The organism is Microbacterium tenebrionis (genome assembly GCF_020682665.1).
In the GTDB taxonomy this organism is placed as follows: domain Bacteria; phylum Actinomycetota; class Actinomycetes; order Actinomycetales; family Microbacteriaceae; genus Microbacterium; species Microbacterium tenebrionis.
The window spans coordinates 188,228-214,910 of the sequence record NZ_JAGTTM010000001.1 but is presented as its reverse complement, the minus strand read 5'-3'; the positions used below and the strand labels follow the sequence as shown (position 1 = coordinate 214,910).

26 protein-coding genes and 1 pseudogene are annotated in these 26,683 nt (G+C 69.2%); 18 read left to right on the top strand and 9 right to left on the bottom strand.

Annotated features, from left to right (window positions below):
- The first annotated feature begins 20 nt into the window (after positions 1-20).
- The 8 genes from KEC56_RS01090 (at position 21) to rocD (ending at position 7,805) form a co-directional block, all read left to right on the top strand.
- The gene (locus KEC56_RS01090) at positions 21-458 is read left to right on the top strand and encodes a DUF4190 domain-containing protein (RefSeq protein ID WP_227529466.1); all 438 of its coding nucleotides are present in this window, start codon (positions 21-23) and stop codon (positions 456-458) included.
- A 4-nt stretch (positions 459-462) separates the two neighbouring features.
- Positions 463-921 carry a hypothetical protein gene (locus KEC56_RS01085; protein WP_227529465.1) on the top strand — a complete coding sequence of 153 codons (459 nt, stop codon included), beginning with the start codon at positions 463-465 and terminating at the stop codon, positions 919-921.
- Positions 922-964: 43 nt separating this feature from the next.
- Complete coding sequence (locus KEC56_RS01080; RefSeq protein WP_227529464.1) at positions 965-4,612, top strand: proline dehydrogenase family protein; 3,648 nt, start codon at positions 965-967, stop codon at positions 4,610-4,612.
- Between the two features lie 101 nt (positions 4,613-4,713).
- Entirely contained in the window at positions 4,714-4,926 is a 213-nt protein-coding gene (locus KEC56_RS01075) for a hypothetical protein (protein ID WP_227529463.1), read from the top strand.
- A complete protein-coding gene (locus KEC56_RS01070) occupies positions 4,926-5,141 on the top strand; it encodes a helix-turn-helix transcriptional regulator (RefSeq protein ID WP_227529462.1) in 216 nt (71 codons plus the stop codon). The genes KEC56_RS01075 and KEC56_RS01070 overlap by 1 nt, the downstream gene beginning before the upstream one ends.
- 3 nt (positions 5,142-5,144) lie before the next feature.
- Positions 5,145-5,567 carry a zinc-binding dehydrogenase gene (locus KEC56_RS01065; RefSeq protein ID WP_227529461.1) on the top strand — a complete coding sequence of 141 codons (423 nt, stop codon included), beginning with the start codon at positions 5,145-5,147 and terminating at the stop codon, positions 5,565-5,567.
- Positions 5,568-5,712: 145 nt separating this feature from the next.
- Positions 5,713-6,609 (top strand): dimethylargininase, encoded by an 897-nt coding sequence (ddaH, locus tag KEC56_RS01060; protein WP_227529460.1) that lies wholly within the window; start codon positions 5,713-5,715, stop codon positions 6,607-6,609.
- Positions 6,606-7,805: an ornithine--oxo-acid transaminase gene (gene rocD, locus KEC56_RS01055; protein WP_227529459.1), complete on the top strand. Its 1,200-nt coding sequence runs from the start codon at positions 6,606-6,608 to the stop codon at positions 7,803-7,805. Before ddaH ends, rocD begins: the two co-directional genes overlap by 4 nt.
- 76 nt (positions 7,806-7,881) lie before the next feature.
- Here rocD and KEC56_RS01050 read toward each other — a convergent pair whose 3' ends face one another.
- The 3 genes from KEC56_RS01050 to KEC56_RS01040 are packed head-to-tail and all read right to left on the bottom strand — an operon-like array spanning position 7,882 to position 11,592.
- Positions 7,882-9,783, bottom strand: coding sequence for a BCCT family transporter (locus KEC56_RS01050; RefSeq protein ID WP_227529458.1), 1,902 nt, complete (start codon positions 9,781-9,783; stop codon positions 7,882-7,884).
- A 37-nt stretch (positions 9,784-9,820) separates the two neighbouring features.
- Entirely contained in the window at positions 9,821-11,146 is a 1,326-nt protein-coding gene (locus tag KEC56_RS01045) for an MFS transporter (protein ID WP_227530120.1), read from the bottom strand.
- 5 nt (positions 11,147-11,151) lie between these two features.
- On the bottom strand, positions 11,152-11,592 hold the full coding sequence (locus KEC56_RS01040) for a MarR family winged helix-turn-helix transcriptional regulator (RefSeq protein WP_227529457.1): 441 nt from the start codon (positions 11,590-11,592) through the stop codon (positions 11,152-11,154).
- A gap of 44 nt (positions 11,593-11,636) precedes the next feature.
- Between KEC56_RS01040 and KEC56_RS01035 the strand changes: the two are divergent.
- The 4 genes and pseudogenes from KEC56_RS01035 (at position 11,637) to KEC56_RS01020 (ending at position 15,069) form a co-directional block, all read left to right on the top strand.
- Positions 11,637-12,205 (top strand): annotated as a pseudogene (locus KEC56_RS01035) (copper homeostasis protein CutC).
- A gap of 32 nt (positions 12,206-12,237) precedes the next feature.
- Positions 12,238-13,092 (top strand): alpha/beta hydrolase, encoded by an 855-nt coding sequence (locus KEC56_RS01030; protein ID WP_227529456.1) that lies wholly within the window; start codon positions 12,238-12,240, stop codon positions 13,090-13,092.
- Between the two features lie 25 nt (positions 13,093-13,117).
- The gene (gene lplAB, locus KEC56_RS01025; RefSeq protein WP_227529455.1) at positions 13,118-14,167 is read left to right on the top strand and encodes a lipoate-protein ligase LplAB; all 1,050 of its coding nucleotides are present in this window, start codon (positions 13,118-13,120) and stop codon (positions 14,165-14,167) included.
- Entirely contained in the window at positions 14,164-15,069 is a 906-nt protein-coding gene (locus KEC56_RS01020) for a DNA-methyltransferase (RefSeq protein ID WP_372456219.1), read from the top strand. The genes lplAB and KEC56_RS01020 overlap by 4 nt, the downstream gene beginning before the upstream one ends.
- A 201-nt stretch (positions 15,070-15,270) precedes the next feature.
- Here the strand turns inward: KEC56_RS01020 and KEC56_RS01015 are convergent, their stop codons facing one another.
- The 3 genes from KEC56_RS01015 to galE form a co-directional block, all read right to left on the bottom strand.
- A complete protein-coding gene (locus KEC56_RS01015; RefSeq protein ID WP_227529454.1) occupies positions 15,271-16,752 on the bottom strand; it encodes a carboxylesterase/lipase family protein in 1,482 nt (493 codons plus the stop codon).
- 110 nt (positions 16,753-16,862) lie between these two features.
- Positions 16,863-17,396 (bottom strand): GNAT family N-acetyltransferase, encoded by a 534-nt coding sequence (locus tag KEC56_RS01010; protein ID WP_175985022.1) that lies wholly within the window; start codon positions 17,394-17,396, stop codon positions 16,863-16,865.
- A gap of 3 nt (positions 17,397-17,399) precedes the next feature.
- Positions 17,400-18,377, bottom strand: coding sequence for a UDP-glucose 4-epimerase GalE (gene galE / locus KEC56_RS01005; protein ID WP_227529453.1), 978 nt, complete (start codon positions 18,375-18,377; stop codon positions 17,400-17,402).
- Between the two features lie 113 nt (positions 18,378-18,490).
- Between galE and KEC56_RS01000 the strand changes: the two genes are divergently transcribed.
- On the top strand, positions 18,491-19,594 hold the full coding sequence (locus KEC56_RS01000) for a glycerate kinase (protein ID WP_227529452.1): 1,104 nt from the start codon (positions 18,491-18,493) through the stop codon (positions 19,592-19,594).
- On the opposite strand, the gene pgm is transcribed toward KEC56_RS01000, so the two are convergent.
- Entirely contained in the window at positions 19,591-21,234 is a 1,644-nt protein-coding gene (gene pgm, locus KEC56_RS00995) for a phosphoglucomutase (alpha-D-glucose-1,6-bisphosphate-dependent) (RefSeq protein ID WP_175985025.1), read from the bottom strand. The genes KEC56_RS01000 and pgm overlap by 4 nt on opposite strands.
- A 51-nt stretch (positions 21,235-21,285) precedes the next feature.
- Between pgm and pheA the strand changes: the two genes are divergently transcribed.
- On the top strand, positions 21,286-22,236 hold the full coding sequence (pheA, locus tag KEC56_RS00990) for a prephenate dehydratase (protein ID WP_227529451.1): 951 nt from the start codon (positions 21,286-21,288) through the stop codon (positions 22,234-22,236).
- A gap of 7 nt (positions 22,237-22,243) precedes the next feature.
- On the opposite strand, the gene KEC56_RS00985 is transcribed toward pheA, so the two are convergent.
- Entirely contained in the window at positions 22,244-22,453 is a 210-nt protein-coding gene (locus tag KEC56_RS00985) for a methyltransferase (protein WP_175985027.1), read from the bottom strand.
- Positions 22,454-22,519: 66 nt separating this feature from the next.
- Complete coding sequence (locus KEC56_RS00980) at positions 22,520-23,566, bottom strand: LLM class flavin-dependent oxidoreductase (protein ID WP_227529450.1); 1,047 nt, start codon at positions 23,564-23,566, stop codon at positions 22,520-22,522.
- A 54-nt stretch (positions 23,567-23,620) separates the two neighbouring features.
- Between KEC56_RS00980 and KEC56_RS00975 the strand changes: the two genes are divergently transcribed.
- From KEC56_RS00975 to KEC56_RS00960, 4 genes are all read left to right on the top strand, one after another.
- Entirely contained in the window at positions 23,621-23,803 is a 183-nt protein-coding gene (locus KEC56_RS00975) for a hypothetical protein (protein ID WP_227529449.1), read from the top strand.
- Positions 23,794-24,507, top strand: a complete 714-nt coding sequence (locus KEC56_RS00970) for a cation:proton antiporter domain-containing protein (protein WP_227529448.1) — start codon at positions 23,794-23,796, stop codon at positions 24,505-24,507. The genes KEC56_RS00975 and KEC56_RS00970 overlap by 10 nt, the downstream gene beginning before the upstream one ends.
- Positions 24,508-24,811: 304 nt before the next feature.
- Positions 24,812-25,867 carry a tyrosine-type recombinase/integrase gene (locus KEC56_RS00965; protein ID WP_227529447.1) on the top strand — a complete coding sequence of 352 codons (1,056 nt, stop codon included), beginning with the start codon at positions 24,812-24,814 and terminating at the stop codon, positions 25,865-25,867.
- Positions 25,857-26,192, top strand: a complete 336-nt coding sequence (locus tag KEC56_RS00960; RefSeq protein WP_175985030.1) for a helix-turn-helix domain-containing protein — start codon at positions 25,857-25,859, stop codon at positions 26,190-26,192. Before KEC56_RS00965 ends, KEC56_RS00960 begins: the two co-directional genes overlap by 11 nt.
- Positions 26,193-26,683 lie beyond the last annotated feature (491 nt).

Sequence of the window (26,683 nt, the reverse complement as noted above, 5' to 3'; positions counted from 1 at the left end):
AGGCGATGAGGGAGCACAGGATGTCTGACGAGCGCATGAACTCCGACCCCGAGAAGTACGGAACACCCGACTACCCCGACCCCATCGCCCCCGTCGCCTATCCGGGTGCCACCGGCCCGGCGAACATGGCAGGCGCGCCCGGCAGCATGCACGAGCAGTACCCCGGCTACACCGGGCCGTCGCCGTACCCGCCCGCACCGATCACCGCGAGCAACGGACCCGGCGGCATGGCGATCGCCGCGCTCATCGTCGGGATCGCCGCGTTCGTCCTCGGCTGGGTGCCCTTCGCAGGCCTCATCCTCGGCGTCGGCGGCGTCGTGCTCGGCATCCTGGCGCTGCGCGGCCAGCGCGGCAAGGGATTCGGCGTCGCCGGGCTCGTCCTGTCGGGGCTCGCCGTGCTCATCGGACTGATGATGCTGTTCCTCATCTTCATGTGGTTGCCGTTGGCCGTATCCTGAGCGTGTGCTGCCGATACTGACGACTGCGGGGCGCGTGCTGTGGCGGCACTGGCCTGCGCTCATGGCGTGGTACCTCGCCGGCATCCTGGTGCACTATGTCATCACCCAGGTCGCCGGTTTCATCGGGGCCTCATCGGCGACCCCCGGCTTCCTCGTGCTGCCGATCGCGATCCTCGCCCGCCTCGTGAGCCTCGTGGCGATGTTCCTCGTGCTGCGAGACGGACTGCGCAATCTGCAGGAGGTCGCGCCGCTGCCCGAGCCCGTGGCAGAACGGCGCCGCACGTTCCTGACCGCTCTGCTCGCCGGCATTCTGCCGTTCTTCGCGGTGTACTGGGCGCAGGGGCTGCTCAGCGAGGACGTCCGGGCCTACTCGCTGCGCGCTCTGGAGGTGCGCAGCGGCATCATCGCGACGTCGATCTTCGACGGTGGCGAGCCGGTGAGCTCCGTCACGGCAACAGCATAGAGTGTCGCCGCCCCGCTGACTGCCCGCGATCTAGGCTGATCACATGTCAGTGTCGCCCGATCACACGGCGTCTCTCGCCGACCGCGCCGTCGAGCTCGCGCAGCGGTGGATCTTCGAAGCATCCGAAGCCGAGGTCGACCCCGCGGCGGGCCGGCTCGCCGCCGTCCTGCAGGACGACAACGGCCTCCCGTTCACCCTCGGGTTCGTCGACGGCGTGATGCGACCGGAGAGCCTGTCGGCCGCGGCGGCGCAGCTGCAGAGGATCGCCCCGATCGTCCCCGAGTTCCTGCCCTGGTACCTGCGCGGCGCGGTGCGCGTGGGCGGGGCGGTGGCACCGGCGCTGCCCTCGCCGGTCGTGCCCATCGCCCGCCGGGTGCTCCGCGAGATGGTCGGTCATCTCGTCGTCGATGCGCGGCCGGCCAAACTCGGCGCGGCGATCGAGAAGCTGCGCGAGAGCGGCGCCCGCCTGAACCTCAACCTGCTCGGCGAGGCCGTGCTCGGGGAAGAGGAGGCGAGGCGCCGGCTCGACGGCATCCACGAGCTCATCCGTCGCGACGACGTGGACTACGTCTCGGTCAAGGTCTCGTCCGTCATCAGCCACGTCTCGATGTGGGCCTTCGACGAGATCGTCGACCGCGTCGTCGAACGGCTCACCCCGCTCTACATCACCGCGGCGAAGACCGCGACGTTCATCAACCTCGACATGGAGGAGTACCACGACCTCGACCTGACGATCGCGGTGTTCACGCGCATCCTCGAGGACCCGCGGCTGCAGCTGCTCGAGGCGGGCATCGTGCTGCAGGCGTACCTGCCCGATGCTCTCGGCGCCTATCGCGAGCTCGCAGCATGGTCCAGGGATCGCATCGCGCACGGCGGAGCAGCCATCAAGGTCCGCCTCGTCAAGGGCGCGAATCTGCCGATGGAACGCGTGGATGCCACGATGCACGGATGGCCGCTGGCCACCTACGACACCAAGCTCGACAGCGACGCCAACTACATCCGGGTTCTCGATGAAGCCCTGCGCCCCGAGAACGTCGAGGCCGTGCGGCTGGGCATCGCCGGACACAACCTGTTCGGCATCGCGTACGCCTGGTTGCTCGCGGGGGAGCGCGGGGTGCGCGGGCGCATCGAGTTCGAGATGCTGCTGGGCATGGCGCAGGGCCAGGTGCAGGCCGTCTCGCGCGAGGTCGGACATGTGCTGCTCTACGTTCCGGTCGTGAAGCCCGCGGAGTTCGACGTCGCCATCAGCTATCTCGTGCGCCGGCTGGAGGAGAACGCCGAGAACGACAACTTCCTCTCGGCCGCGTTCCACCTGCACGACGACGAGAGCCTGTTCGCGCGCGAGCGCGACCGGTTCCTGCGGGCTCTGGAGCGCGCGGATGACCCGACGCTCCGCACGGCGCCGTTCCGCACGCAGAACCGGCAGACGCCCGTCCACGAGTCTTTGCGTCCGTCGGCTCCGACGACCGTCGACGACGGCGACCTGACCAAGGCCGTGCTCGGCATCGCGCGCGGTTCCGGTTCGAGCTCCGGCGGCGACGCGTTCACCGAGACCGCCGTCTACGCGCCGCGCGAGATCGAGGCGGAATCCGCCGGGGCGCCGGGCTTCCACAACGCTCCGGACAGCGATCCCGCTCTGCCGGCGAACCGCGAGTGGGCGCGCGGCATCCGGGCGAACATCGAGACATCGACGGTGGGCGACGACACTCTGCGCGCCGCGCTCGTCGATGACGAGGGGCTGCTAGACGAAGTCATCCAGAAGGTGACCGCCGCCGCGCCCGCGTGGGGCGCCAGGCCGGCTGCCGAGCGCGCCGAGACGCTGCTGCGCGCCGCCGCCGCCCTCGAGTCGCGTCGCGCCAAACTCATCGAGGTCGCCGCCTCCGAGACGGGCAAGGTGCTCGCCGAGGCCGACATCGAGGTGAGCGAGGCCGTCGACTTCGCGCGCTACTACGCCGCGAAGGCGCGCGAACTGGATGCCGTGTCCGGCGCCGCGTTCGAGCCGGCACGCCTCACGGTGGTCACCCCGCCGTGGAACTTCCCGTTGGCGATCCCCGCCGGCGGCGTGCTCGCGGCGCTCGCCGCAGGATCCGGCGTCGTGTTCAAGCCGGCACCGCAGGCGCGGCGCTGCGCGGCGGTGATCGCCGAGGCTCTGTGGGAAGCCGGTATCCCGCGCGACGTGCTCGCTCTCGTCGACATCGCAGAGGGCGATCTCGGGCAGCAGCTGATCTCGCACGAGGCCGTCGATCGCGTCATCCTCACCGGGTCATGGGACACCGCGGCTCTGTTCCGGTCGTGGCGTCCGGACCTTCCGCTGCTCGCCGAGACCAGCGGCAAGAACGCGATCGTCATCACGCCGTCCGCCGATCTGGATCTCGCCGTTGCCGATCTCGTCAAGAGCGCCTTCGGCCATGCCGGTCAGAAGTGCTCGGCCGCATCGCTGGCGATCCTCGTCGGCCCGGTCGGGCGATCCAAGCGCTTCGCGCGGCAGCTGGTGGATGCCGTCCGTTCGCTGCACGTCGGCTGGCCGGCGGATGCCCTGAGCGAGGTGGGCCCGGTGATCGAGAAGCCGCAGGGCAAGCTCGCCTGGGCCCTCACCGAGCTCGAAGGAGACGAGCAGTGGCTCGTCGAGCCGGAGCCTGTCGTCGGCGATGAGACCGGACGGCTGTGGCGACCTGGCGTGCGCGTCGGCGTGCAGCCCGGATCGCGCTTCCATCTCGAGGAGTTCTTCGGCCCTGTGCTCGGCATCATGCACGCTTCGAGCCTGGAGCGGGCCGTCGAAATCCAGAACGCCGTCGACTACGGGCTGACCGCCGGCCTGCACACGCAGGACCCGCAGGACCTCGCCACTTGGCTCGACCGCGTGCAGGCCGGAAACCTGTACGTCAACCGGGGCATCACCGGCGCCATCGTTCAGCGTCAGCCCTTCGGCGGCTGGAAGCGCTCGTCCGTCGGGCCCGGTGCGAAGGCGGGAGGGCCGAACTACCTGATCGGGCTCGGCACCTGGCGGGCGAGCAGCCGTGGTGCGACATCCAGCACGCTGCACCTGCGAGGACTCGACTCGCGGATCACGGATCTCATCGAGGCGGCCCAGCCATCCCTGGACTTCGAGAGCTTCGAGTGGTTGCGGCGCGCGGCGCTGTCCGACGCCCTCGCCTGGGATCGCGAATTCGGCCGGGTGCGCGATGTCTCCGGGCTGGTCGTGGAGCGGAACCTGTTCCGCTACCGGCCGCTGCCGGTCATGATCCGGGCGGTCGGGGGCGCCGGATGGCACGAGCTGCTGCGCGTGGTCGTCGCCGGCATCCGCACCGGTTCGAGGTTCTTCCTCTCGACGCCGGTGGGCCTGCCCGCCGAGGTGCGCCGCACGTTGTCGGAGCTGCGCGTCGCCGTCGCGGTCGAGAGCGACGACGAATGGATCGCGAGGATGGCAGCCGAGCCCGAGAACGAGATCCTCGAGGCGGATGCTCCGCCGCGGGCGTCCCGCGTGCGCCTGGTGGGCCCGCGGGATGCCGTGGCGGCTCTGCATCGCGCGCTCGCGACCGCCACGGGCGGCGATCCCGATCTCGCGGTGTACGACGGCGAGGTCACGTCGGCCGGCCGGATCGAACTGCTGCCGTTCGTGCACGAGCAGGCCATCGCCATCACCGCGCATCGCTTCGGCAATCCGGACGACTGGAGCGCCGACATCATCTGACGCACGATGTAAAAGATTCTTGACATGGCTGCTGCTGCGGCGGCATCCTCATCACGATCCTCTGGGGGATCGTGGCCGGCATCCGCGATCGTGATGGCGCGATGACCGGTGACATCCGCGACCGCGACATCAGTCGCCTGGGCGGACGCGTGGAGTCTTCGTTCTTCACGATCGCCGGGCTCGGCGTGATCGCGCTGTGCGCCGTCGGCGCCGACGTCTTCTGGATTGCGAACACCATGTTCCTCGGCGTCGCGGTGGCGGCCTTCACCGGCGGCGTCGCCCGCGTCATCGCCTACCGCCGCGGACTCGTCTGATGGTCAGGCCCACGCTCGTCACCAACAGCATCCGCTCGCGCCGCGAGGAGGCCGGCATCACGCAGGCCGACCTCGCCGGCCGCATCGGCGTCACCAGGCAGACGCTGATCGCCATCGAGCAGGGCAAGTACTCGCCCACGCTCGAACTCGCCTTCCAGATCGCCCGAGCCTTCGAGGTCGGCATCGACGATCTCTTCCAGTACCCGGAGGACTGACGCATGAACATCGCGATCCCGGTCACCATGCCCGCCTGGCTGCGCGAGACGGATGCGTCGAGCATCCCGGCATCCTTCGACGCGATCATCGATATCGCAGGCGACCTGCCGCTGCGCCGCCTGCGCAGGCTCCTCACCCCGACCGGCACCATCGCGATGGTCGGCGGGGAGGGCGGGCGCGTGCTCGGCCCCATCCCGCGGATGCTACGGGCGATGCTCCTCTCGATCGGCTCTCGCCGGCGCATCCGCATGGTCATGGCCGTGGCGAAGCGCGAGGTCAACGCGCAGCTCGTCGCGCTCGCCGCGGACGGCCGCAGCACCCCGGTCATCGAGCGGGTTCTGCCCTGGGATGCCGCGGTTTCGGGTCTGGAGCGCCTGGAATCGGGTCGCACGGTGGGCAAGGTCGTGGTGCTCGGGCGGGAGTGAGTTCCGTCGCGGCGGTGGCGGATGCTCAGGGGCGGATGCCAGAATATGAACTGGCGTGCCCTGAGCGCATCTTCCCCGAGTACGGGTCGAACTTCCGCCGGGCCCCTGGACAGCGTCCGCCGCGTCCCCCCTTCCAAGGAGCACCATGTCGACGCCTGAGACCACGCTTTCCGCAGCTGCGACCCGTACCGCGCAGCATCGCCGCTACCTGATGTGCCGCCCGGAGCACTTCACGGTCAGCTACAAGATCAACCCGTGGATGGAGCCCGCCAAGCCCACCGACACGGCCAAGGCCATTGCGCAGTGGCAGAAGCTGTACGACCTGTACCTCGAACTCGGCCACGAGGTCGAGCTCATCGAGCCGCTCGCCGGATACCCCGACATGGTCTACACCGCCAACGGCGGATTCCTGATCGACAACCGCGCGTACGTGCCGAAGTTCTACTTCGAGCAGCGTGCCGGCGAGGCGCCCGCGTTCGCCGAGTGGTTCCGCGCCAACGGCTTCGACACCGTGGAGCCCGAAGAGGTCAACGAGGGCGAAGGCGACTTCCTGCTCGCCGGCGACACGATCCTCGCCGGCACCGGCTTCCGGTCGGCCGGTGACAGCCACCGCGAGGTCGCCGAGGTGTTCGGCCGCGAGGTCGTCACCCTCACACTCATCGACCCGCGCTTCTACCACCTCGACACCGCACTCACCGTGCTCGACCCGGTCATCGGCGCAGAGAACGGCGGGCCCGAGAAGGCCAACATCGCCTACCTGCCCGGCGCGTTCGACGACGCGAGCCGCGCGATCCTGGAAGAGCGCTTCCCCGACGCCATCCTCGTCTCGGATGAGGACGGCGCAGTGTTCGGCCTGAACTCCGCCAGCGACGGCTACAACGTCATCATCTCGCCGCGCGCCACGGGGTTCGAGAAGCAGCTGCGCGAGCGCGGCTACAACCCCATCACCGTCGACCTGTCCGAGCTCCTGCTCGGCGGCGGCGGCATCAAGTGCTGCACGCTCGAACTGCGCGGTGCACTGAGCGAGAGCGGTGCGAAGTGACCACGGCGGAGACGCACGTGGCCGTCGAGGCGCACGTCGCGGAGAACTACCACCCGCTGCCCGTCACCATCTCCTCCGGTGAGGGCGTGTGGGTCACGGACGTCGACGGCAAGCGCTACCTCGACCTGCTCGCCGCCTACTCGGCGGTGAACTTCGGGCACCGGCATCCCTCGCTCGTCGAGGCGACCGTACAGCAGCTCGGACGCGTGACTCTCACCAGCCGGGCGTTCATGAACGACCGGCTCGAGCCGTTCGCCGAGGCGCTCGCGCGCCTGTGCGGCAAGGAGCTCGTGCTGCCGATGAACACCGGCGCCGAGGCCGTCGAGACGGGCATCAAGGTCGCTCGCGCCTGGGGCTACCGCGTCAAGGGCATCCCCGCGGGCAAGGCGCGCATCGTCGTCGCCGCCGGCAACTTCCACGGCCGCACGACGACCATCGTCAGCTTCAGCGACGACGACACCGCGCGCGACGGGTTCGGCCCGTTCACGCCCGGCTTCGACGCCGTGCCCTACGGGGATGCGGATGCCATCGCCGCCGCCATCACCGACGAGACCGCAGCGGTCCTCGTCGAGCCCATCCAGGGCGAGGCCGGCGTCATCATCCCGCCGGAGGGCTACCTGAAGCGCATCCGCGAGATCTGCGACGAGAAGAACGTGCTGTTCATCGCCGACGAGATCCAGGCGGGCCTCGGCCGCGTCGGCGAGACGTTCGCCTGCGACCGCGAGGGCGTCGTCCCGGACCTGTACCTGCTCGGCAAGGCTCTCGGCGGCGGCATCCTGCCCGTCTCCGCCGTCGTGGGGAACCGCGACGTCCTCGGTGTCATCCGCCCCGGCGAGCACGGCTCGACGTTCGGCGGCAACCCGCTCGCCGCCGCGGTCGGACTCCGTGTGGTCGAGATGCTCGAGACCGGCGAGTTCCAGGATCGGGCCCGCCAGCTCGGGGAGCACCTGCGCGCAGGGCTCGAGAAGCTCATGGGCGACGGCGTCACCGGCATCCGCGTCGCGGGCCTGTGGGCCGGTGTCGACATCGACCCGGCACGCGGCACCGGACGCGAGATCAGCGAGAAGCTCATGGAGCGCGGCGTGCTTGTCAAGGACACGCACGGCCAGACGATCCGCATCGCGCCGCCGCTGGTCATCCGCGCGACCGAGATCGACTGGGCGCTCGAGCAGCTGCGCGTGGTCCTCGAGGGCTGACCCACTTTCAAGTAACGCAAATGACCCCATCCGCTGCCCGGATGGGGTCATTTGCGTTACTTGAGCGCCGAGAGGGCTACCTCACCGGCGGGGCCTCGTCGTCGCCGCGGGAGGGGACGTCGTGGTCGTCGTACCCGGACAGTTCGTCCGACGACACCAGATCGTCGACGTCGAGGGTGGCAGGTCCCGAGTCCGCGCTGCGCTCCGCATCGAGGATCGCCTGCGGAATGCGGATGGGCGTCGCGGGCGACACCGGCATGCCCAGCCGCTTCTGCAGCTGGCGCAGCCAGCGCGGCTGCGCACCGATGATCCCGCGCTCATCGCGCGACTCGACCTCGAGGCCGTAGTAGTCGCCGATCTTGTCGATGAGCTGTGCGCGTTCTGCTCGCGCGTACGCACGACGTTCGCGCGTGAACGCGACGATCGTCGACCAGCAGATCAGCAGCATGACCACGCTGAACGGCAGGGCGATCGTGATAGCGGCCGTCTGCAGGGCCGTAAGCCCGCCGGCCAGCAGCAGCGCGATCGCGAGCGCCGCGGTGACGGCGACGAAGAACGTGCGGATCCAGCGCTTCGGGTTCTGCTGCCCGCCCGTGGCGATCATGCCCATCACGAGGGCCCCGGAGTCCGCCGAGGTGATGAAGAAGATCGCGATCAGCAGCAGCACGCCGATGCTGACGATGCTGCTTCCCGGCACGTGCTGGAGCATCTCGAACAGCGCGCCCTGCAGGTCGACCCCGCCTTCGCTGTTGCGGAGGATGCCCGGGTTCTCCAGCTCCATCGCCAGGGCGGACCCGCCCATGACCGCGAACCAGAGGATGCCGATCACGGTCGGCACGAGGATGACGCCTGCGACGAACTGGCGGACCGTGCGCCCCTTCGAGATGCGGGCGATGAAGATGCCGACGAACGGCGCCCACGACATCCACCATCCCCAGTAGAACGAGGTCCAGCTCGCCTGCCAGGCCTCGCCTGCCTCGCCCTGGAAGGCGCTGACGTTGAACGAGAGCCCGATGAAGTTCTGGATGTAGTAACCCATCGACTGCACGAAGTCGCGCAGCAGGAACTCGCTCGGGCCGACCACCAGCAGGTACAGCACGAGGATGCCGGCCATGATCAGGTTGATGTTCGACAGCCACTTCATGCCCTTCGTGACTCCCGAGAGCACGGAGGCGAGCACGAACACCGAGATGATGAGGATGATGACGATCTGCGTCGTCTCATCGGGATCGGCGATGCCGGCGACGTCGAGGCCCGCGCTGATCTGCAGCACGCCGAGGCCGAGCGAGGTGGCCACGCCGAACAGGGTGCCGACGAGCGCGATGACGTCGATCACGTGCCCCCAGCCGCCTTCCACGCGCTTGCCGAGCAGCGGCTCGAGCGTCCATCGGATCGAGATCGGACGGCGCCGGCGGTGGATCGCGTAGGCGAGGGCCAGACCGACGACGACGTAGATCGACCAGGCGTGCACGCCCCAGTGCAGGTAGGTCTGCCCGAGGGCCGCCTGCGCGAGCTGCTCAGGGGTGCCGGTCACGCCGGGCCGCGGGTCGACGAAATGGGTCAGGGGCTCCGAGACGCCGTAGAAGACGAGTCCGATGCCCATGCCGGCGGCGAACAGCAGCGAGAACCAGCTCATCAGCGAGAACTCGGGCTCGTCGTCGTCCTTGCCGAGCTTGATGTCGCCGTACTTGCTGAACCCGAGGAACAGGCTGAACGCGACGAACACTGCGGCGATCAGCACGTAGTACCAGTTGAACGCGTTGACGATGCTCGTCTGGATGGTCGTGAACAGGCTCTCGGCGACGCCGGGGACGATGAGCGTGAACGCGACGAAGGCGATGACGATCACCGCCGCGGGCCAGAACACCCAGCGCTGCACGGGAGGCAGAGACCGGTGGGGCGGTGCCGCAGCATCCGTCGCATCCGAGACGGTGGATGCCGCGGCATCCCGGTTCTGTGCTTCCCCCGAAGAGCTCATGGCTACACGGTACCGAGAAGCCCCCGGACCCGCAGGATCAGTCGGCGCGTTCCGTGCGGATCGGGGTCGTCGCCGCTGCGACCTCGTCGCTGAACTCCACCGGATCCACCGGCGCGATCGTGATCGGCCGGGTCTCGTCGAGCGTCAGGCGGAACCGCGCGCCGGTCTCGCGGCGCAGCCGTCCTGAGGCGATGATCCACGTCAGTCCGACGCCCGCGGCGACGAGCCCGGCGACGCCGCCGAAGATGATGGCCGCACGCGGACCTGCGGCATCCGTGATCCATCCGGCGATGGGGGCTCCGATCGGGGTCGAGCCCATCACGACGGCCATGTACAGGGCGAGCACGCGCCCGCGCAGCGCCGGGTCGGTCGTCGTCTGCACGTACCCGTTCGCGGTGGTCAGCATGGTGACGGTCGAGAACCCGACGACGACGAGGACGGCGGCGTACGTCCCGTACGTCGGCATGGCCGACGAGACGATGGATGCCGCGCCGAAGAGCCCCGCCGCGACGATCAGCACGCGCACGCGCGCCCGATCGCGCCGGGCCGCGAGCAGTGCTCCTGCCAGCGAGCCGATCGCGAGGATCGAACTGAGGATGCCGTACCCGTCGGCCTCTCGGTCGAACTCCAGCGCCATCGTGGACGCGTAGATCGGGAAGTTCATGCCGAACGCGCCGATCAGGAATACCATGACGAACACGACCTTGAGGTCGCTGCGCGCCCAGACGTACCGGAAGCCCTCGGCCAGACCGCCGCGGCCGCTGTTTTTCGCGCGGGGGATGAGCTCGCCGCGGCGGATCAGCATCAGCGCCACGAGCATCGCCAGGAACGTGGCCGCGTTGACGACGAACACCCACCCGGTGCCGACCGCGACGATGAGCAGGCCGCCGACGGCCGGTCCGATCAGGCGTGCCATGTTGAAGGAGGCCGAGTTCAGGGCGACGGCGTTCGAGGCATCCTCGAGGGTCACCATGTCGGACACGAACGCCTGACGCGCCGGGGCGTCGAACGCGTTCGTGATGCCGAACGCGAGGGCGAAGCAGAACATCAGCGGGAGCGTCATGACGCCGGTCAGCAGCAGGGCGGCGACGCCGAGCGCGAGCAGCATGAGCACGGACTGGGTCAGCAGCAGGATGCGCCGGCGGTCGAACCGGTCGGCGACCCAGCCCGTGAGGCTGACGAGCACGAGCGGCGGACCGAACTGCAGCGCCATGGTCACGCCCATCGCAGTCGCGTCGTTGTCGGTGAGCTCGGTGAGCACGACCCAGTCCTGGGCCGTCGCCTGCATCCATCCGCCGATGTTGGAGACGAGGGCGCCGAGGAACCAGATGCGGTAGTTGACGTTCGTGAACGAGCGGAACATGGCGCTCATCGTTCGACCACCTTCCGCATCAAGGCCGAGGCTTCGCGCAGCGTGCGCAGCTCCTTCGCCGTGAAATCGAGCTCGGCGAGGGCGTCGGCGAGGGCGGCGTCGCGCTTGCGGACGGTCGCGGTGACGATCTCGATTCCGGCATCCGTGATCTCGATGTAGACCCGGCGGCGATCCTCCTCGGAGGGCACACGGATAACGAGGCCCGCCTCGGCGAGGGCGTCGACGCTGCTGGACATGCTCGGAGCGCTCACCCGCTCGCGCTGGGCGAGCTCGCCGATGGCCATGCGGCCGTGCGCTTTCAGATTGGCGAGGACGGCGAAGTGCGCGTCGCTGACGTCGTCGCGGGCGCGCTCGCGGCGCAGCCGTCGTGCGAGCCGGAACGTCGCCAGGCGCAGATCGGTGGCGGTGTCGTGGAGGAGGTCGTCATCGTGGGTCATTACTTAGGTAGTCTAACTAAGTTTTCGGGGAACGGGGGTGCAGAATGGGGGAGGGCGGACCCGAGATCCACGTCCTCATCCGCCCGCGCGCGGGCGGATTCCGCTACGACGCCGACGAGATCGCCGTGTCGGTGCGCGACGTCGAACGGGCCGTCGCAGCGGGAGCGACCGGTGTCGTCGTCGGGGATCTCGACCCGGCGGGCTCGACACGGATGCGCTCGCACGGCTGCGGGATGCCGCCGGCGCCGCATCGGTCACGCTGCATCGGGCGATCGACGTCACCGCGGACCCGGTCGCGACGCTCGAGCAGGCGATCGATCTGGGTCTGCGCCGCGTGCTCAGCTCCGGTGGAGCATCCACGGCGCAGAGCGCCATCGACACCCTGCGCGCGATGGTGGATGCGGCTTCCGGGCGCATCGAGGTCATGGCAGGCAGCGGCGTGAATGCGGCATCCGCCCCGGCGCTCGCCGCCGTCGGCGTGGACGCGCTGCACTTCTCGGCCAAGCGCACGATCGCCGCTCCCGCGGACGGATCGGTCGCCGCGAGCATGGGCGGGCACGACGTCACCGACCGCGACGCCGCATTCGCCGTGCGGAAAGCCCTCGGCCTCTGACGCGCGAGGCTCCGCGACCCTAGACTCGACGCATGCCCCAGACCTCGGAGTTCACCGACGCGCACGGCGTCGCGATCGTCTACGACGTTCACGCGGCCGAGGGTGCGCCCCGAGGCGTCGTGCAACTGCTGCACGGCGTCGGCGAGCACGCGGGGCGGTACGGCAAGCTCATCGCCGCCCTCACGGCGGCCGGATTCATCGTCTACGCCGACGATCACCGCGGGCACGGGCGCACCGGAATCCGTCAGCACGGAGGACCTGCGAAGCTCGGGCACCTCGGCAAGGGCGGTCTGCGTGCGGCGAAGGATGCCGTCTGGCAGCTGACCGGGATCATCAAGGACGAGCATCCGGATCTTCCGCTCGTGCTGCTCGGGCACTCGTGGGGGTCGTTCCTCGCGCAGATGCTCGTGAACGAGCATCCGGAAGCCTGGGACGCCGTCGTGCTCTCCGGCTCGGCGCTGCGCACGATCCGCGATCTGAACGCTGCACCGCTGAATGCCAAGTGGGAGGGCAAGGACGCCACCGGGTACGAATGGCTCAGCCGCGACAAGACCGTCTGGCAGGAGTTCGACGACGACCCGTTGACGACCAACGTGCCGCTGCTGAAGCTGTTCGGGCCGATCGAGGCGTTCAAGCTCTACGGACGGCCGGCGAAGGACCTCGGCCGCGACATCCCGATGCTGCTCATGGTGGGGCGCGACGATCCGGTCGGCGGTCCGCACAGCGTGCACAAGCTCGCGGACGAGTACCGCTCGCGCTCGGGTCTGACCGACGTCACGACGCTCGTGTATCCGGATGCCCGTCACGAGATCTTCAATGAACTGCAGCAGCAGGAGGTCCGCGCCGACCTGCTCGCCTGGCTCGACAAGCACATCCCGAGCCGCTGACGCCGCGGGTGGTTAAGCTGGTCTCGTGCATGGTGAGTACAAGGTCCCCGGTGGAAAGCTCGTCGTCGTCGACGTCGAGGTCGCTGACGGCAGACTGACGGACTTCCGGCTCGCCGGCGACTTCTTCCTCGAGCCGGACTCGGCTCTCGATGACATCAATGCCGCCGTCAACGGTCTGCCTGCGGAGTCCGACGCCACGGTCATCGCCGACGCCGTGCGGGCGGCCCTGCCCGCAGGTGCCCAGCTGCTCGGCTTCAACCCCGAATCCATCGGGGCCGCCGTGCGCCGTGCCCTCGTCACGGCTCCCGGCTGGCGCGACTTCGACTGGGAGATCGTGCACGAGAAAGCCGTCTCGCCGCGGATGAATCTCGCGCTCGACGAGGTGCTCACCTCGCGGGTCGGCGAGGGGCGACGGCGCCCGACGCTGCGCATCTGGGAGTGGGACGATTCCGCCGTCGTCATCGGCTCGTTCCAGTCGTACCGCAACGAGGTCGACCCCGAGGGCGCGGCGAAGCACGGCTTCGACGTCGTCCGCCGCATCTCCGGCGGAGGCGCGATGATGATGGCCGCGGGTCAGATCATCACGTACTCGCTGTATGTGCCGGCATCCCTCGTGCAGGGTCTGACGTTCGCGGACTCGTACGCTTTCCTCGACGACTGGGTGCTGCAGGCGCTGCGCTCGCTCGGAATCGATGCGACCTACCAGCCGCTCAACGACATCGCGAGCCCCACGGGAAAGATCGGCGGCGCCGCGCAGAAGCGCCTCGCCAACGGCGGCGTGCTCCACCACGCGACCATCTCGTACGACATCGACGGCCAGGTCATGACCGAGGTGCTGCGCATCGGGCGCGAGAAGCTCAGCGACAAGGGCACGACATCTGCCGCCAAGCGCGTCGACCCGCTGCGCACGCAGACCGGACTCAGCCGCGCCGAGATCATCGATCGCTTCACAGACACCTTCCGTTCGTTGACGAATGCCGAGGACGGCGCGATCACGCCCGACGAGTACGCGGATGCCGAGGCGCTCGTCGAGTCGAAGTTCTCGACCGAGGCGTGGCTGCACCGTGTGCCGTGAGTGAGGCAGCATCGGCCGACCCTTCGACCCCTGAGTCCGTCGAAGGGTCAGGGACCGGCGCCGTCCGGATCATCGAGGGAGACAACCTCGATGTCGCGCGCACCCTGCCGTCGGCATCCTTCACGCTGATCTATCTCGACCCGCCGTTCAACACAGGCCGCGCGCAGGAGCGGCAGGTCGTCACCGCCCGCCGGAAATCTGCGGATGACGAGCCGGGCGGCGAGGTCCGGCACGGGTTCCACGGGCACGAGTACGAGCGGGTGCGCGGGATGCTGCGCACGTACGACGACCGGTTCGACGATTACGGCGACTTCCTCATGCCGCGGCTCGAGGAGGCCTGGCGGCTGCTCGCGGACGACGGCACGCTCTACCTGCACCTCGACTACCGCGAGGCGCACTATGCCAAGGTCATGCTCGATGCCGTGTTCGGGCGCGACGCCTTCCTCAATGAGCTCATCTGGGCGTACGACTACGGCGCGAAGTCGCGGCGGCGTTGGCCGACCAAGCACGACACGATCCTCGTGTACGTGAAGACGCCCGGAGGGCACGTGTTCAACTCGGACGACGTGGACCGCGAGCCATACATGGCTCCGGGGCTGGTCACCCCCGAGAAGGCCGCGCGCGGCAAGCTCCCCACGGATGTCTGGTGGCACACGATCGTACCGACCACGGGTCGGGAGAAGACCGGCTACCCGACGCAGAAGCCGGAGGGGATCCTGCGCCGGATCGTCCAGGCATCCAGCCGTCCTGGCGATCGGGTGCTCGACCTGTTCGCCGGCTCAGGGACGACGGGGGCCGTGGCATCCGCGCTCGGCCGCGATGCCGTGCTCGTGGACGACAACCCGGAGGCCATCCGCGTGATGCGCGAGCGGATGCCGCACGCCGAGGTCGCCGGTCCTTGAGGGCAGGCCCGCCCGATGCGGCGGGTTGGTCGGACAGCACTCGCATCCCCCGGCATCCGCCGCTGAAAGAAGAGTTTCCCGCGCCCGAGAGGTATTGGAGGCGGGAAACTCTTCGTTCAGGACGCGGGAGACTCTGGGCGTGCCGGTCACGGATGGCGTCGAGCTGTCCTGCGACGCCAGCAGAGCGCAGTCGAAACGATGTCAGACGAGCGGGAGCACGCTGTCGTAGGCATCCTCCGCGATGTCCGCACCGTCGCCGCCGAACACCCGCGCGATGCCGGGAGCGCTCGACCATGCAGGCCAACCCGGGTTTCCGCCGACGATGAACGCCACGGCCGCGGCGTGCATCTCATCCGCCAGGGCCTGCGGCGGGTGCTCCCCTGCAAGGTTCGCCACCCTCTCGCGGTCGAGCCCGTCGAACCAGAACGGCACATCGAGGCAGTGGCACGCCCAGCCCAACGCCTGCGACACCCACGAGAACCGGTATGCCCAGGTGCCGGCATCCGCGTCGCCGCCGCTGCGTCTGCTGCGCGCCTCGGCGACGCGCGGAACGAGCGCGCGGAACACGTGGTCGCTGATGAAGCGGCCGATCATCGCCGCCCCGCCCTTGCGGCGCTGGGCGCGATTGGCGGCCAGGTATGCGCGGCGGACGCGCCATGGTCGCAGGAACGGCAGCAGCAGGAGCCAGGACGGCAGCCAGCGGATCCTGGCACCCTCGCGCTCGGCGACCATCGTGAACTCGTCGTCGGCCGCACCGATCAGCAGCGGCTTGTCGGCGCCCACGCCCTCGGCGAGCGAGTCGACGGCCGGGCGCCGGATCAGCTCGCCGTCGATCATCGGCCCCCACGGCAGCCCGTCCTCCAGCAGATCCAGCACCATGCCGATGCCGGTGCGGGGCGTGGCGGCTTGGGGTTGCAGCTGTCGGATGCGGCGCTCGGTGAGCGTGCGCAGCCCGTCGACGTCCGCAGAGACGCCGCCCAGATCGGCCAGCCGCCGGCCGCGGGCCTTCGCCGTGGCGAGCGGCACGTCGGCGAGAGCGCCCGAGAACGACATCGCCCGGTGGAAGAGGTGCTGCGTCTGCGGCATCCCGAGCAGCGTGAGCACCGCGCCGCCGCCGGCCGACTGCCCGCCGATCGTCACGCGGGACGGGTCTCCGCCGAAGGCGGCGATGTTCTGCTGCACCCACTCGAGCGCGGCGATCCAGTCGAGCACGCCACGGTTCGCCGGAGCCCCTTCGATGTGCCCGAAACCGTCGAAGCCGATGCGGTACGAGATCGTCACGGTCACGACGCCGTCGCGGTTGAAGCGTGCCCCGTCGTACCAGGGGCTCGCCGGCGACCCCTCGGTGTACCCGCCGCCGTGGATCCAGACCAGCACGGGGAGGGCGCCGTCGAGGGCAGGTGTGAAGACGTTGACGTTCAGCGTGCTCTTGCCGGGGATCGCGGGCTCCGGGATGAGGTTGTCGACGCCGGTGATGCGCAGCGGCGTGGCGCCGTACTCGGTGGCATCCAGGGGCTCCGTCCAGCGCTCGGGCGGAACCGGTGCCGCGAACCGCAGCGTCCCCGTCGGTGGTTTCGCGAACGGGATGCCGAGGAACGCGGCCGACGCGTCCGGCGTGCCGTGGTCGCGCCAGAAACCGCGCACCGGGCCCGAGGCCGTCTCGACGACGGGGGAGTCGGTCACGCGATGCCTCCTTCGATCAAGAGCGCGTGCTTCGCAGAAATGCACGAACTTCGCACGAATTTACTGAGTTCCTGCGAGATGAGTGCAGATCTGCGAGCGAGGCGCACAGCTCAGTCCGCGCTGCCGGTGGGTGCGGCCGTGAGCGCCCTCGTGTGCCGCCGCTCGTGCAGCACCAGTCCTGGTCGTTCCTCGACCTTGGCCCCGCCGTCGGCGTTCCAGCCGTGGCGCTCGTAGAACGCGGCAGCCCGCTCGTTGCCGTCGAGTACCCACAGGTATGCGGTGGCGTGCCCGGCATCAATCAGTTCGCGTTCGACGGCCGCGATCATCGCGTGTCCGATCCCTGACGACCACGACTCGGGCAGCGCGTAGATGCCCCACAGCTCGCCGGTGCCCGGGGCATCCGCATCGCGCGCGGCGCCGAAGCTCGCCCACCCGACGATGCGCCCCTCGTGCTCGGCGACGAGCGTCCGCGAGGCGCGCGACATATCGCCGAGGATGCCGCGCCACCCCTCCGCGCGCTGCTCGACGGACAGCCCGTCGAGCACCTCCTGCGGCATGAGGTCGCGATATGCGGCCTGCCACGAACGGACGTGCACCTCGGCGACGCCGTCCGCGTCTGCGGGAACAGCCGGGCGGACGATCATGACTCAGCCCGCGTTGCGGCGGGCCTCCCAGCCGGTCTGCACCATCTCGTCGACCGTGTAGCGCATCTGCCAGTCGAGGTCGCGGGCGGCGAGCTCGCCGGTGGCGACGATGCGGTCCGGGTCGCCGGGGCGGCGGGGCCCGATCTCGGGGACGAAGTCGATACCCGTGACGCGCACCATGGCGTCCATGATCTGCTTCACCGACAGGCCGTCGCCCGAGCCGAGGTTGTACGCGGCCTCGATCGGCTCGCCGGATGCCAGGCGCTTGGCGGCCTCGACGTGGGCTGCGGCGATGTCGCCGACGTGCACGTAGTCGCGCACGTTCGTGCCGTCGGGGGTGTCGTAGTCGTCGCCGTTGATCCGCGGGGTCTCACCCGCGAGCAGCTTCTCGAACACGATCGGGAAGAGATTGTGGGGGCTCACGTCGTACACGGTCGGATCGGCCGAGCCGACGACGTTGAAGTACCGCAGCGAGGTGTGCCGCAGGGGTGCGGCGGACTCGGCCGTCGCGATGGCCTGGTCGCGCAGTATCCACTCGCCGATGAGCTTGGACTCGCCGTAGGGGCTCGCGGGCCGCTTGGCGGTGTCTTCGACGACGAGCTCGACATCGGGCGTGCCGAACACCGCGGCCGAGGAGGAGAACACGATATTGCTGACGCCCGCGGCATCCATCGCCTCGAGGATCACGCGGGTGCCCTCGACGTTCTGCGCGTAGGTGTACAGCGGGCGCTGCACCGAGACACCCGCGTACTTGAACCCGGCGACGTGGATGACGCCCTCGGCCGCGTGATCGCGCAGCGTCTTCTCGACGAGATCGCGATCGAGGATGCTGCCCTCGACGAGGGTCACGTCCTCGGGCACGAACGACGGGATGCCGGAGGAGAGGTCGTCGAGGACGACCGGGGTGAGCCCGGCTGCTGCGAGTGCGCGCACGACGTGCGCTCCGATGTAGCCGGCGCCGCCGGTGACGATCCAGGACATGTGCTCTCCTCGTGCTCGATTCGCAGTGTCTCCATCCTCGCACTCTGCCAACCGCGCGACGTGCGAGCCCGCGCCGTGACGGGTGCGCTCCGCGCGCTCGCTAAGCTCCGAGGATGACGACTGTTGTGATGGCTCCCGACAGCTTCAAGGGGACGATCTCGGCCGCGGAGGCGGCCAGGGCACTCGCTGACGGCTGGCGCCGCATCGATCCGGCTGCGGTTATCCTGTCGCGCCCGATGGCGGATGGCGGCGAGGGGACCGTCGATGCGTTCGTCACGGCTGTTCCGGGTGCCCAGCGGATGCCGATCGCCGTCGACGGTCCGGCCGGGACGCCGACCGATACATCCTGGCTGCTGCTGCCGCCGACGCCGGACTCTCCCGCCGGCACCGCCGTGATCGACATCGGTTCGACGTCGGGCATCGAGATGCTCGACGAGCTGCGTCCCTGGGATGCCGACACCTCTGGCTTCGGACAGGCGATCGTGGCGGCCCTCGACCACGGCGTCTCCCGTCTGGTGCTCGGCATCGGGTCGAGCGCATCGACCGACGGCGGCGCGGGTCTGCTCAGTGTGCTCGGCGCTCGATTCCTCGACGAGTCCGGCGCACCCGTAGCGCCCGGCGCGCGCGGTCTCCTCGACGTCGCGGCCGTCGACCTGACAGGGCTGCGTCCGATCCCCGACGCCGTCGTGCTCACCGACGTCACCAACCCGCTGACCGGCGATCGCGGCGCCGCGGCCGTGTTCGGTCCGCAGAAGGGCTTCGCGGCGGATGCCGACATCCGACGGCTGGATCGCTCGCTCGCCCGCCTGGCAGGTCTGATCGGCGTCGACCCGAGCCTGCCCGGGGCCGGCGCCGCCGGTGGTGCCGGTGCCGCCCTGATGAGATGCGGCGCGCGGATCGAGCCCGGTGCAGCCGAAGTCTCCCGTCTGATCGGACTGGCGGATTCCGTCACCGGTGCCGACGTCGTCATCACGGGCGAGGGCTCCTATGACGGGCAGTCCGGAGACGGCAAGGTCCCCTCGTACGTCGCCGGGATCGCCGCAGCCGCAGGAGCGCGCGCCGCGGTCGTGGCCGGTCGCATCGCACCGGAGGCGGACACCGGCCTGTTCGCGGCAGCCGTCTCGCTCACCGATCTCGCCGGCTCCGCTGAGGAGTCCCTCGGTGAACCCGCCCGGTGGCTGAGAGCCGCCGGTGCGGACCTCGCTCGGCGGCTCTAGCCGCCCAGCGCCTCAGCAACGACCGCCCTGGCCTCCTCCTGGACCTCAGCGAGGTGCTCGGGGCCCTTCAGGCTCTCGGCGTACAGCTTGTAGACGTCCTCGGTGCCGGACGGGCGCGCCGCGAACCAGGCGTGCTCGGTCTGCACCTTCAGGCCGCCGATCGCGGCGCCGTTGCCCGGCGCGTGCGACAGCTTCGCGGTGATCTCCTCGCCGGCGAGCGTCGTCGCCGTGACGGACTCGGGTGTGAGCTTTCCGAGCTTCGCCTTCTGCTCGGGCGTCGCCGGGGCGTCGACCCGCTGGTAGGCGGATGCCCCGAACGCCTGCTCGAGCTCGGCGTAGCGCTCAGACGGGGTCTTGCCCGTGACGGCGATGATCTCGGCCGCGAGCAAGCACAGCAGGATGCCGTCCTTGTCGGTCGACCACACGGATCCGTCGCGGCGCAGGAACGATGCGCCGGCGGACTCCTCGCCGCCGAACGCGACGGAGCCGTCGAGGAGGCCGGGCACGAACCACTTGAATCCGACCGGGACCTCGAGGAGTCTGCGCCCGAGCGACTCGGCGACGCGGTCGATGATCATGGACGACACGAGGGTTTTGCCGACCGCGGCATCCCGTGGCCAGTCCGCGCGGTGCGAGAACAGGTAGTCGATCGCGACGGCGAGGTAGTGGTTCGGGTTCATGAGCCCGGCATCCGGAGTCACGATGCCGTGCCGGTCGGCGTCGGCGTCGTTGCCGGTGAGGACGTCGAAGTCGCCCTTCTTCGCGACGAGGGACGCCATGGCGTTCGGCGAGGACGGATCCATGCGGATCTTCTCGTCCCAGTCCAGGGTCATGAAGCGCCACGTGGGGTCGACCTCGGGGTTGACGACGGTCAGCTCGATGCCGTGCATCTCCTTGATGAGCGCCCAGTAGTCGACCGAGGCTCCGCCGAGAGGGTCGGCGCCGATGCGGACGCCGGCCTTCTTGATCGCCTCGATGTCGATGATCGTCGGCAGATCACGGACGTACGCGTCGCGGAAGTCATAGTTCGGCAGGGCATCCCAGTCGATGTCGGCGAAGCTCTGCGCCTTCACGCCGTCGAGGCCGCCCTCGATCAGCTCGTTCGCACGGTTCGCGATCCAGCTCGTCGCGTCGGTGTCGGCGGGGCCGCCGTGCGGAGGGTTGTACTTGAAGCCGCCGTCGCGCGGCGGGTTGTGCGACGGCGTGACGACGATGCCGTCGGCCCGGCCCGCGGCATCCGCGTCGAGGCCCTTGTTGTACGTGAGGATCGCGTGGCTGAGCGCGGGCGTCGGCACCCACGAGTCGCGGGCGTCGACGCGGATGTCGACGCCGTTCGCGACGAGCACTTCGATCGCGCTGCGCTCGGCGGGGAGCGAGAGCGCGTGCGTGTCGCGGCCGAGGAACAGCGGGCCTTCGATGCCCTGCTGGCGGCGGTAATCGACGATCGCCTGGGTCGTGGCGAGGATGTGGTTCTCGTTGAAGCTGCCCGACAGCGACGAACCCCGGTGACCGCTCGTGCCGAACACGACGCGCTGCGCGGGGTCTGACGGATCCGGATGCCGGTCGTAGTACGCGGCGATCAAGGCGTCGACATCGATGAGGTCACTTTCCTCCGCGGGGAGGCCGGCACGACTGGTCATGGGAACAGTCTGCCCCGATCCGCGCGCCAGCGCATCATCCGCAGGGCTAAGGTGAAACGCGTGACGGAACGGCGCACCTACAGCTACCTGGGTCCTGCGGGCACCTTCACCGAAGCAGCACTGGACCAGGTCGCCGAGGCCCGAGGGCAGGAGTGGCGGCCCGTGCACAACGTCGGCGAGGCGCTCGCGGACGTGCTCGAGGGGCGCAGCCACGCCGCGATGATCGCGATCGAGAACTCGATCGAGGGCGGCGTCTCGACGACGCAGGATGCTCTGGCGACGCTTCCGGGTCTGCGGATCGTGGGCGAGTACCTGGTGAAGGTGAACTTCGTTCTCGTGGCCCCGCGTGGCACGACGCTCGAGGACGTCACGGTGATCGCCGCGCATCCGGTCGCGTACGCGCAGTGCCACGGCTGGCTCGGCGAGCACCTGCCGAACCACGCCCATGTGCCTGCGGCGAGCAATGTGGCATCCGCGATCGGCGTCCTCGACGGATCGTCGCCTGCGCAGGCCGCGATCGCTCCGCCCGGAATCGTGCAGCACTACGACGTGGACGTGCTCGCGTCCGAGATCGGCGACAGCACCTCGGCCGTGACGCGCTTCGTGCTCGTCACCCGCACCACCATGCCGCCCGAGCCGACCGGCGCCGACAAGACCTCGCTCATCGTCGAGCTGCCCGACGACCACCCCGGCGCGCTGCTCGACATGCTCGAGCAGTTCTCGACGCGCGGCATCAACCTGTCGCTCATCGAGTCGCGTCCGATCGGCGACGCGCTCGGGCGCTACCGGTTCGTGATCGACGCGGACGGCCACGTGGCCGACGAGCGGATGGCGGACGCGCTGCTCGGTATCCGCCGGTTCAGCCCGCGCGTGGTGTTCCTGGGGTCGTACCCGAGGGCCGACCGGAAGATCGTGCAGTATCCGGATCGCTACGCCGACGAGGTCTTCGTCGAGGCGCGCGACTGGCTGCGCGGGCTCATCACCGGCGAGCCCGAGGTCTGACCGTCGGTCAGTGCTCCTGGTACCGGGGCCAGGAGCTGCCCGGCGACATGTGCGAGTACAGGGCGCCCTTGGCGACTTCGAGACTCGGATAGCGCCCCGTCTCGGCATCAGCTGCGGCCATCACGACGATGTAGTCGTCGTCCTCGTGGCGGATGCTGCCGACGACCCCGTTCGATCCGTACGCGACCCAGAGTCCGCGCGTCTGCGTTGCGCTCATGAGAGCTCCCTTCCGACTCGATACTGCTGACCGTACTCCCGCACCGACGTTTCGGCCAGAGGCTGGTCAGAGTGCGGCGGAGATCAGCTCGAGGGTCTGCGCGCGGCCGGTCGCGGCATCCATCGCCTCGGTGTCGTAGGCGCCGGCGACGGGGGAGAGCATGACTTCGTCGACGCCGAACTTCTCCGCGAACTCGCGCAGCTCGGCGGCCACCGACTCGCCGGTGCCGACGAACCAGCGCGAGCGCGCGGCTTCGATCACCTGGTCAGTTGCGGGGTCGGATGCCGCGGCGAGGGCCTCGTCGACGGTCTCGAGCGCGATGAGCGGCTTGTTCAGGCGCAGGCGGGCCATCATGCGCAGCTGCGGGAGTGCCCTCTCCTCGGCCTCTTCAGCGGTCGGTGCGGCGACGGCGTTGACGGTGAGGAATGTGCGGGGCGTCGGGTGCGCCTCGCTCGGCTGATATCCGGTGCGGTACAGGTCGAGGGCGCGCTCAAGTCCCTGGCCCGAGAAGTGATTCGCGAACACGTAGGGCAGGCCCTGAGATGCCGCGAGCTGGGCGGAGTAGTCGCTGGAGCCCAGCAGCCACACCTCGGGTGTGCCGGTGGCCGCCGGGGTGGCGTGCACGGTGTACTCGCCGCCCGACGTGAAGCGCAGGCTGGCGCCCTCGGCGCTGAGGAGCAGCGCGATGTCCTGCACGTGGCGGGGGAACTGCTCCACGTCGCTGGTCGTTCCGGCGGTGCGCAGCAGCTGGGTGATCACCGGGTCGCTGCCCGGAGCGCGGCCGAGACCGAGGTCGATGCGGCCGGGCGCGATGGCCTCGAGGGCGGCGAACTGCTCGGCGACGATGAGCGGAGCGTGGTTGGGGAGCATGACGCCGCCCGAGCCCAGGCGCATCGTGGTCGTGCGCGACGTCGCTGCGGCAATGAGCACGGGGGGAGTGGTGGATGCCACGGCAGGCATGTTGTGGTGCTCGGCGAACCAGTAGCGGCGGTAGCCGAGCCGGTCGGCGGTCTCGGCGAGGGCGAGGGAGGCGGCGATCGCCTCGGAGCTGGTCTGACCGGTTCGCACCGGAACGAGGTCGAGCACGGACAGGGCGGGGGCTGCAGCAGTCATCATCTCTGATAACCGGGCGGCGGGCCCCGGCATTCCCCCGCGTAGTCGTTCGGCATGGACGCCACGCTGTTCTCGGTTCTCGGTTCTCGGTTCTCGGTTCTCGTCGGCTCGGTGGTCGTGGCGGCGATCGCGCGGTGGCGGGGGTGGCCGGCGCCGCTGCTCGTGACGGTCGTGGCGCTCGCGGCATCCTTCCTGCCCTTCATCCCCGAGATGGAGATCGACGGCACGTGCGGCTGAACATCGTGCTGCCGCCGCTGCTGTACTCGGCGGCGCTGGACGTCTCGTTCGTGGGGTTCAAGCGCAGCCTGCCGCAGATCCGGCGGCTGGGGATCTGGCTGGTGCTGCTGACGGCGGTCGCCGCCGGACTCGTCGCCTGGCTGATCTTCCCGGCTCTGACGCTTCCCGGGGCTCTGATGCTGGGGGCGATCGTGGCGCCGCCGGATGCTGTGTCGGCGGCCGCGATCGGCCGAAAGCTCGGACTGCCACGGCGGATCATGACGGTGCTGTCGGGGGAGAGCCTCGTCAACGACGCGACGTCGCTGACGCTGTATCGGGTCTTCGCGGCGATCGTCGCGGGTGCGACGCTCACGGTGTGGGACGGCGTCTGCAGTTCGCGCTGGCCGTCGTGCTCGGCGTCGTCGTCGGGCTGGTATGTCGGGTTCAACGCGCCGCGCACGGACTACACGACGAGGCAGCAGGAGGCGCGGCTGTGGTTGTCGGCCGCCTCGACCTCGGGGCCGGTGAGGCCGATGACGTGCTGCTTCGGAGCCTGCGGTGAGGTTCATCTGGGCGACCCGCGGGCGGACGTGGGGGTTCACATTCCTCTCGACAGCAGGTTTGCCGGACCCGCTCCTCTCCTACGAAGCAGTCATGTCCAGACTCGGATCAGCATCGAATGGTTGCGTGCGCATCGGCGAAGCGGTGGCGCTGAGGTTCCATGATCCCGAACGGCGCACGGACCGCTCGGGCCGACCCCTTCCGCACAACTTCGTGCTCTACGACGAACTTGCCGAGCGGGTCGAAAACCATCGACTGTTGCAGTGAATGCAACTGTCTACACCTGCTGGCGAGGACTACTGGGATTTCTCAGGCCTTGATGCTCTGACCGTATCAGCGGAATGTCGGGAACCTGTCCGTTCGACTTGACTCGGTGATGCATCCTGTCGCACTTTGTTGCATCTAATGCAAGAGTTTGGTGGTTCCCCTGCGTCACTTCGACTGCTCACGTCGACGTCGAACATCGCGTTGGCGAACCCGGAGCAGCAGATCTTCGATGCGATGGTGGAGGGGTGGCGCAGCCAGCAGCGTTCTCGCGGGCTGCGTGAGCAGACCATCCAGAATCGACTGGCGACGGTCACGCGGTTTCGCGACTTCGTCGACAAGCCGCCGTGGAAGTGGACCGTCGCAGACGTCGATGAGTTCACCGCCGATTCGATGGGCCGGGTTCGAGCGTTGTCGACGCTGCGGAACAACCACGGTTCAATCCATGGATTCTGCGAGTACTTGACGAGCCCGTTGTATGACTGGATGGAGATCTGCGAGCGAGAGTTCGCGGAGATTCCGTCGCAGGTGTGCTTGCCATGGAACACCGTCGCGCATCGGTTCGAGTTCGAGGGTGATGGAAAGCGTCGCCCGTTGGCCTATGACGAGGTGGAGCGTCTCTTCGACACGGCTGATGCGCGCGTGGAGACACTGGTCGGGTCCGGGCGCAAAGGGGCGCTCGGCGCGCTACGTGATGCGCAGCTGTTGAAGACGGTCTACGCGTTCGGGTTGCGGCGCACAGAAGCGGTGATGCTCGACACGGTTGACTTGCACTACAACGCGAAGATGCGGCAGTGGGGCCGCTATGGCGCGATCCACGTACGGTGGGCGAAGGCCGCGGGAGGTGGCGCGCCACGACGACGTACCGTGCTGCTGGTGCCGGAGTTCGATTGGTGGGTGCCGGGCATGGAGCAGTGGGTGGAGCAGGCGCGCGATCGTTTCGCCCCGGGCAGTGATCTTGACGCGCTGTGGGTGACGGAACGCCGCACCCGACTGTCGGCCGGCTATCTCGACCGGCGGTTCGCGGAGCTGCGGGACGAGGCCGGCTTGTCAAAGGCCCTGACTCTGCACAGCCTCCGGCATTCGTACGTGACGCACCTGCTCGAGTTCGGCTACGCCGACCGATTCGTCCAGGAGCAGGTCGGGCACATGCATGCTTCGACGACCTCGATCTACGCCTCCGTCAGCTCGGACTTCAAGAACCGGGTACTCGCGGACGCATTGAAGGCCCTCATGGAAGGAGAAGCAGATGACCGTTGAGCTCGAGACCGCATGGAACCTCCGCAGCGTGATGGCCTCGCGCGGGATCTTCCAGACCTCCAAGCTGAAGCCGTTGCTCGAGGAGCGGGGCGTCGACCTGTCCCGGGAACAGGTGTACCGACTGGTGACGCAAGCACCGCAGCGGGTTCGCATCGACGTGCTCGCCGCGCTGTGCGACGCGTTGGAGTGCTCGCTCGACGACCTCGTGCAGGTCACCCGCCGGGAGGCTGCGGCCCCGGTCGCGGTGGGTGAAGACGCGACGCGGGGTGCGATCGGCGATCTGCGGCCCGTGCGGGCCACGATCCGTCGCCCGCGCTCGAAGTAGGCCGCGGTGGCGAAGCCTCCGCAGGAGCCCAGGGTTGCTGAGGTCGCCGGGCTCGTCCACGCGATCGCGCCGGAGATCCCGGTGGAGCGCCTTGTTGAGATCGTGGCTGAAGTCGCACCCGTGCCGCTCACCCAACGGCGTCTCGAACTCGCACTCCTCAAACAACCTGGAGTCCTCGAAGGGCGACACCGGAACGTACCGGTGACGGTGCAGGATCTGGTCCACGCTCTCGTGAACGAGGGTGCCGGGCGGGTCGTCTTGCCTACATGCGATTCCTGTGGACGTGCCGTTCGGATGCCTCACAAGACGCAGACCGGCGGTCGCCACTGCTCGCGCTGTGAACGGAATGCCCGATCGGTCGCGTGTGCCAGATGCGGACGAGTTCAGCCCGTGCAGCGCACCGTCGATGGGCAACGGTTCTGCCGGGACTGCTGGCGAGCCGATCCGCGGTCGTTCGGCGACTGCTCGCGATGCGGGCAGAACGCCACGAT

Excerpts from the sequence above, each read along its gene's own strand:
- KEC56_RS01090 (WP_227529466.1), top strand. The coding sequence starts at position 21 with ATGTCTGACGAGCGCATGAACTCCGACCCCGAGAAGTACGGAACACCC.
- KEC56_RS01080 (WP_227529464.1), top strand. The coding sequence starts at position 965 with ATGTCAGTGTCGCCCGATCACACGGCGTCTCTCGCCGACCGCGCCGTC.
- KEC56_RS01075 (WP_227529463.1), top strand. The coding sequence starts at position 4,714 with ATGACCGGTGACATCCGCGACCGCGACATCAGTCGCCTGGGCGGACGC.
- KEC56_RS01070 (WP_227529462.1), top strand. The coding sequence starts at position 4,926 with ATGGTCAGGCCCACGCTCGTCACCAACAGCATCCGCTCGCGCCGCGAG.
- KEC56_RS01065 (WP_227529461.1), top strand. The coding sequence starts at position 5,145 with ATGAACATCGCGATCCCGGTCACCATGCCCGCCTGGCTGCGCGAGACG.
- ddaH (WP_227529460.1), top strand. The coding sequence starts at position 5,713 with ATGTCGACGCCTGAGACCACGCTTTCCGCAGCTGCGACCCGTACCGCG.
- KEC56_RS01050 (WP_227529458.1), bottom strand. The coding sequence starts at position 9,783 with ATGAGCTCTTCGGGGGAAGCACAGAACCGGGATGCCGCGGCATCCACC.
- KEC56_RS01045 (WP_227530120.1), bottom strand. The coding sequence starts at position 11,146 with ATGTTCCGCTCGTTCACGAACGTCAACTACCGCATCTGGTTCCTCGGC.
- KEC56_RS01040 (WP_227529457.1), bottom strand. The coding sequence starts at position 11,592 with ATGACCCACGATGACGACCTCCTCCACGACACCGCCACCGATCTGCGC.
- KEC56_RS01030 (WP_227529456.1), top strand. The coding sequence starts at position 12,238 with ATGCCCCAGACCTCGGAGTTCACCGACGCGCACGGCGTCGCGATCGTC.
- KEC56_RS01010 (WP_175985022.1), bottom strand. The coding sequence starts at position 17,396 with ATGATCGTCCGCCCGGCTGTTCCCGCAGACGCGGACGGCGTCGCCGAG.
- galE (WP_227529453.1), bottom strand. The coding sequence starts at position 18,377 with ATGTCCTGGATCGTCACCGGCGGCGCCGGCTACATCGGAGCGCACGTC.
- KEC56_RS01000 (WP_227529452.1), top strand. The coding sequence starts at position 18,491 with ATGACGACTGTTGTGATGGCTCCCGACAGCTTCAAGGGGACGATCTCG.
- pgm (WP_175985025.1), bottom strand. The coding sequence starts at position 21,234 with ATGACCAGTCGTGCCGGCCTCCCCGCGGAGGAAAGTGACCTCATCGAT.
- KEC56_RS00985 (WP_175985027.1), bottom strand. The coding sequence starts at position 22,453 with ATGAGCGCAACGCAGACGCGCGGACTCTGGGTCGCGTACGGATCGAAC.
- KEC56_RS00980 (WP_227529450.1), bottom strand. The coding sequence starts at position 23,566 with ATGACTGCTGCAGCCCCCGCCCTGTCCGTGCTCGACCTCGTTCCGGTG.
- KEC56_RS00975 (WP_227529449.1), top strand. The coding sequence starts at position 23,621 with ATGGACGCCACGCTGTTCTCGGTTCTCGGTTCTCGGTTCTCGGTTCTC.
- KEC56_RS00960 (WP_175985030.1), top strand. The coding sequence starts at position 25,857 with ATGACCGTTGAGCTCGAGACCGCATGGAACCTCCGCAGCGTGATGGCC.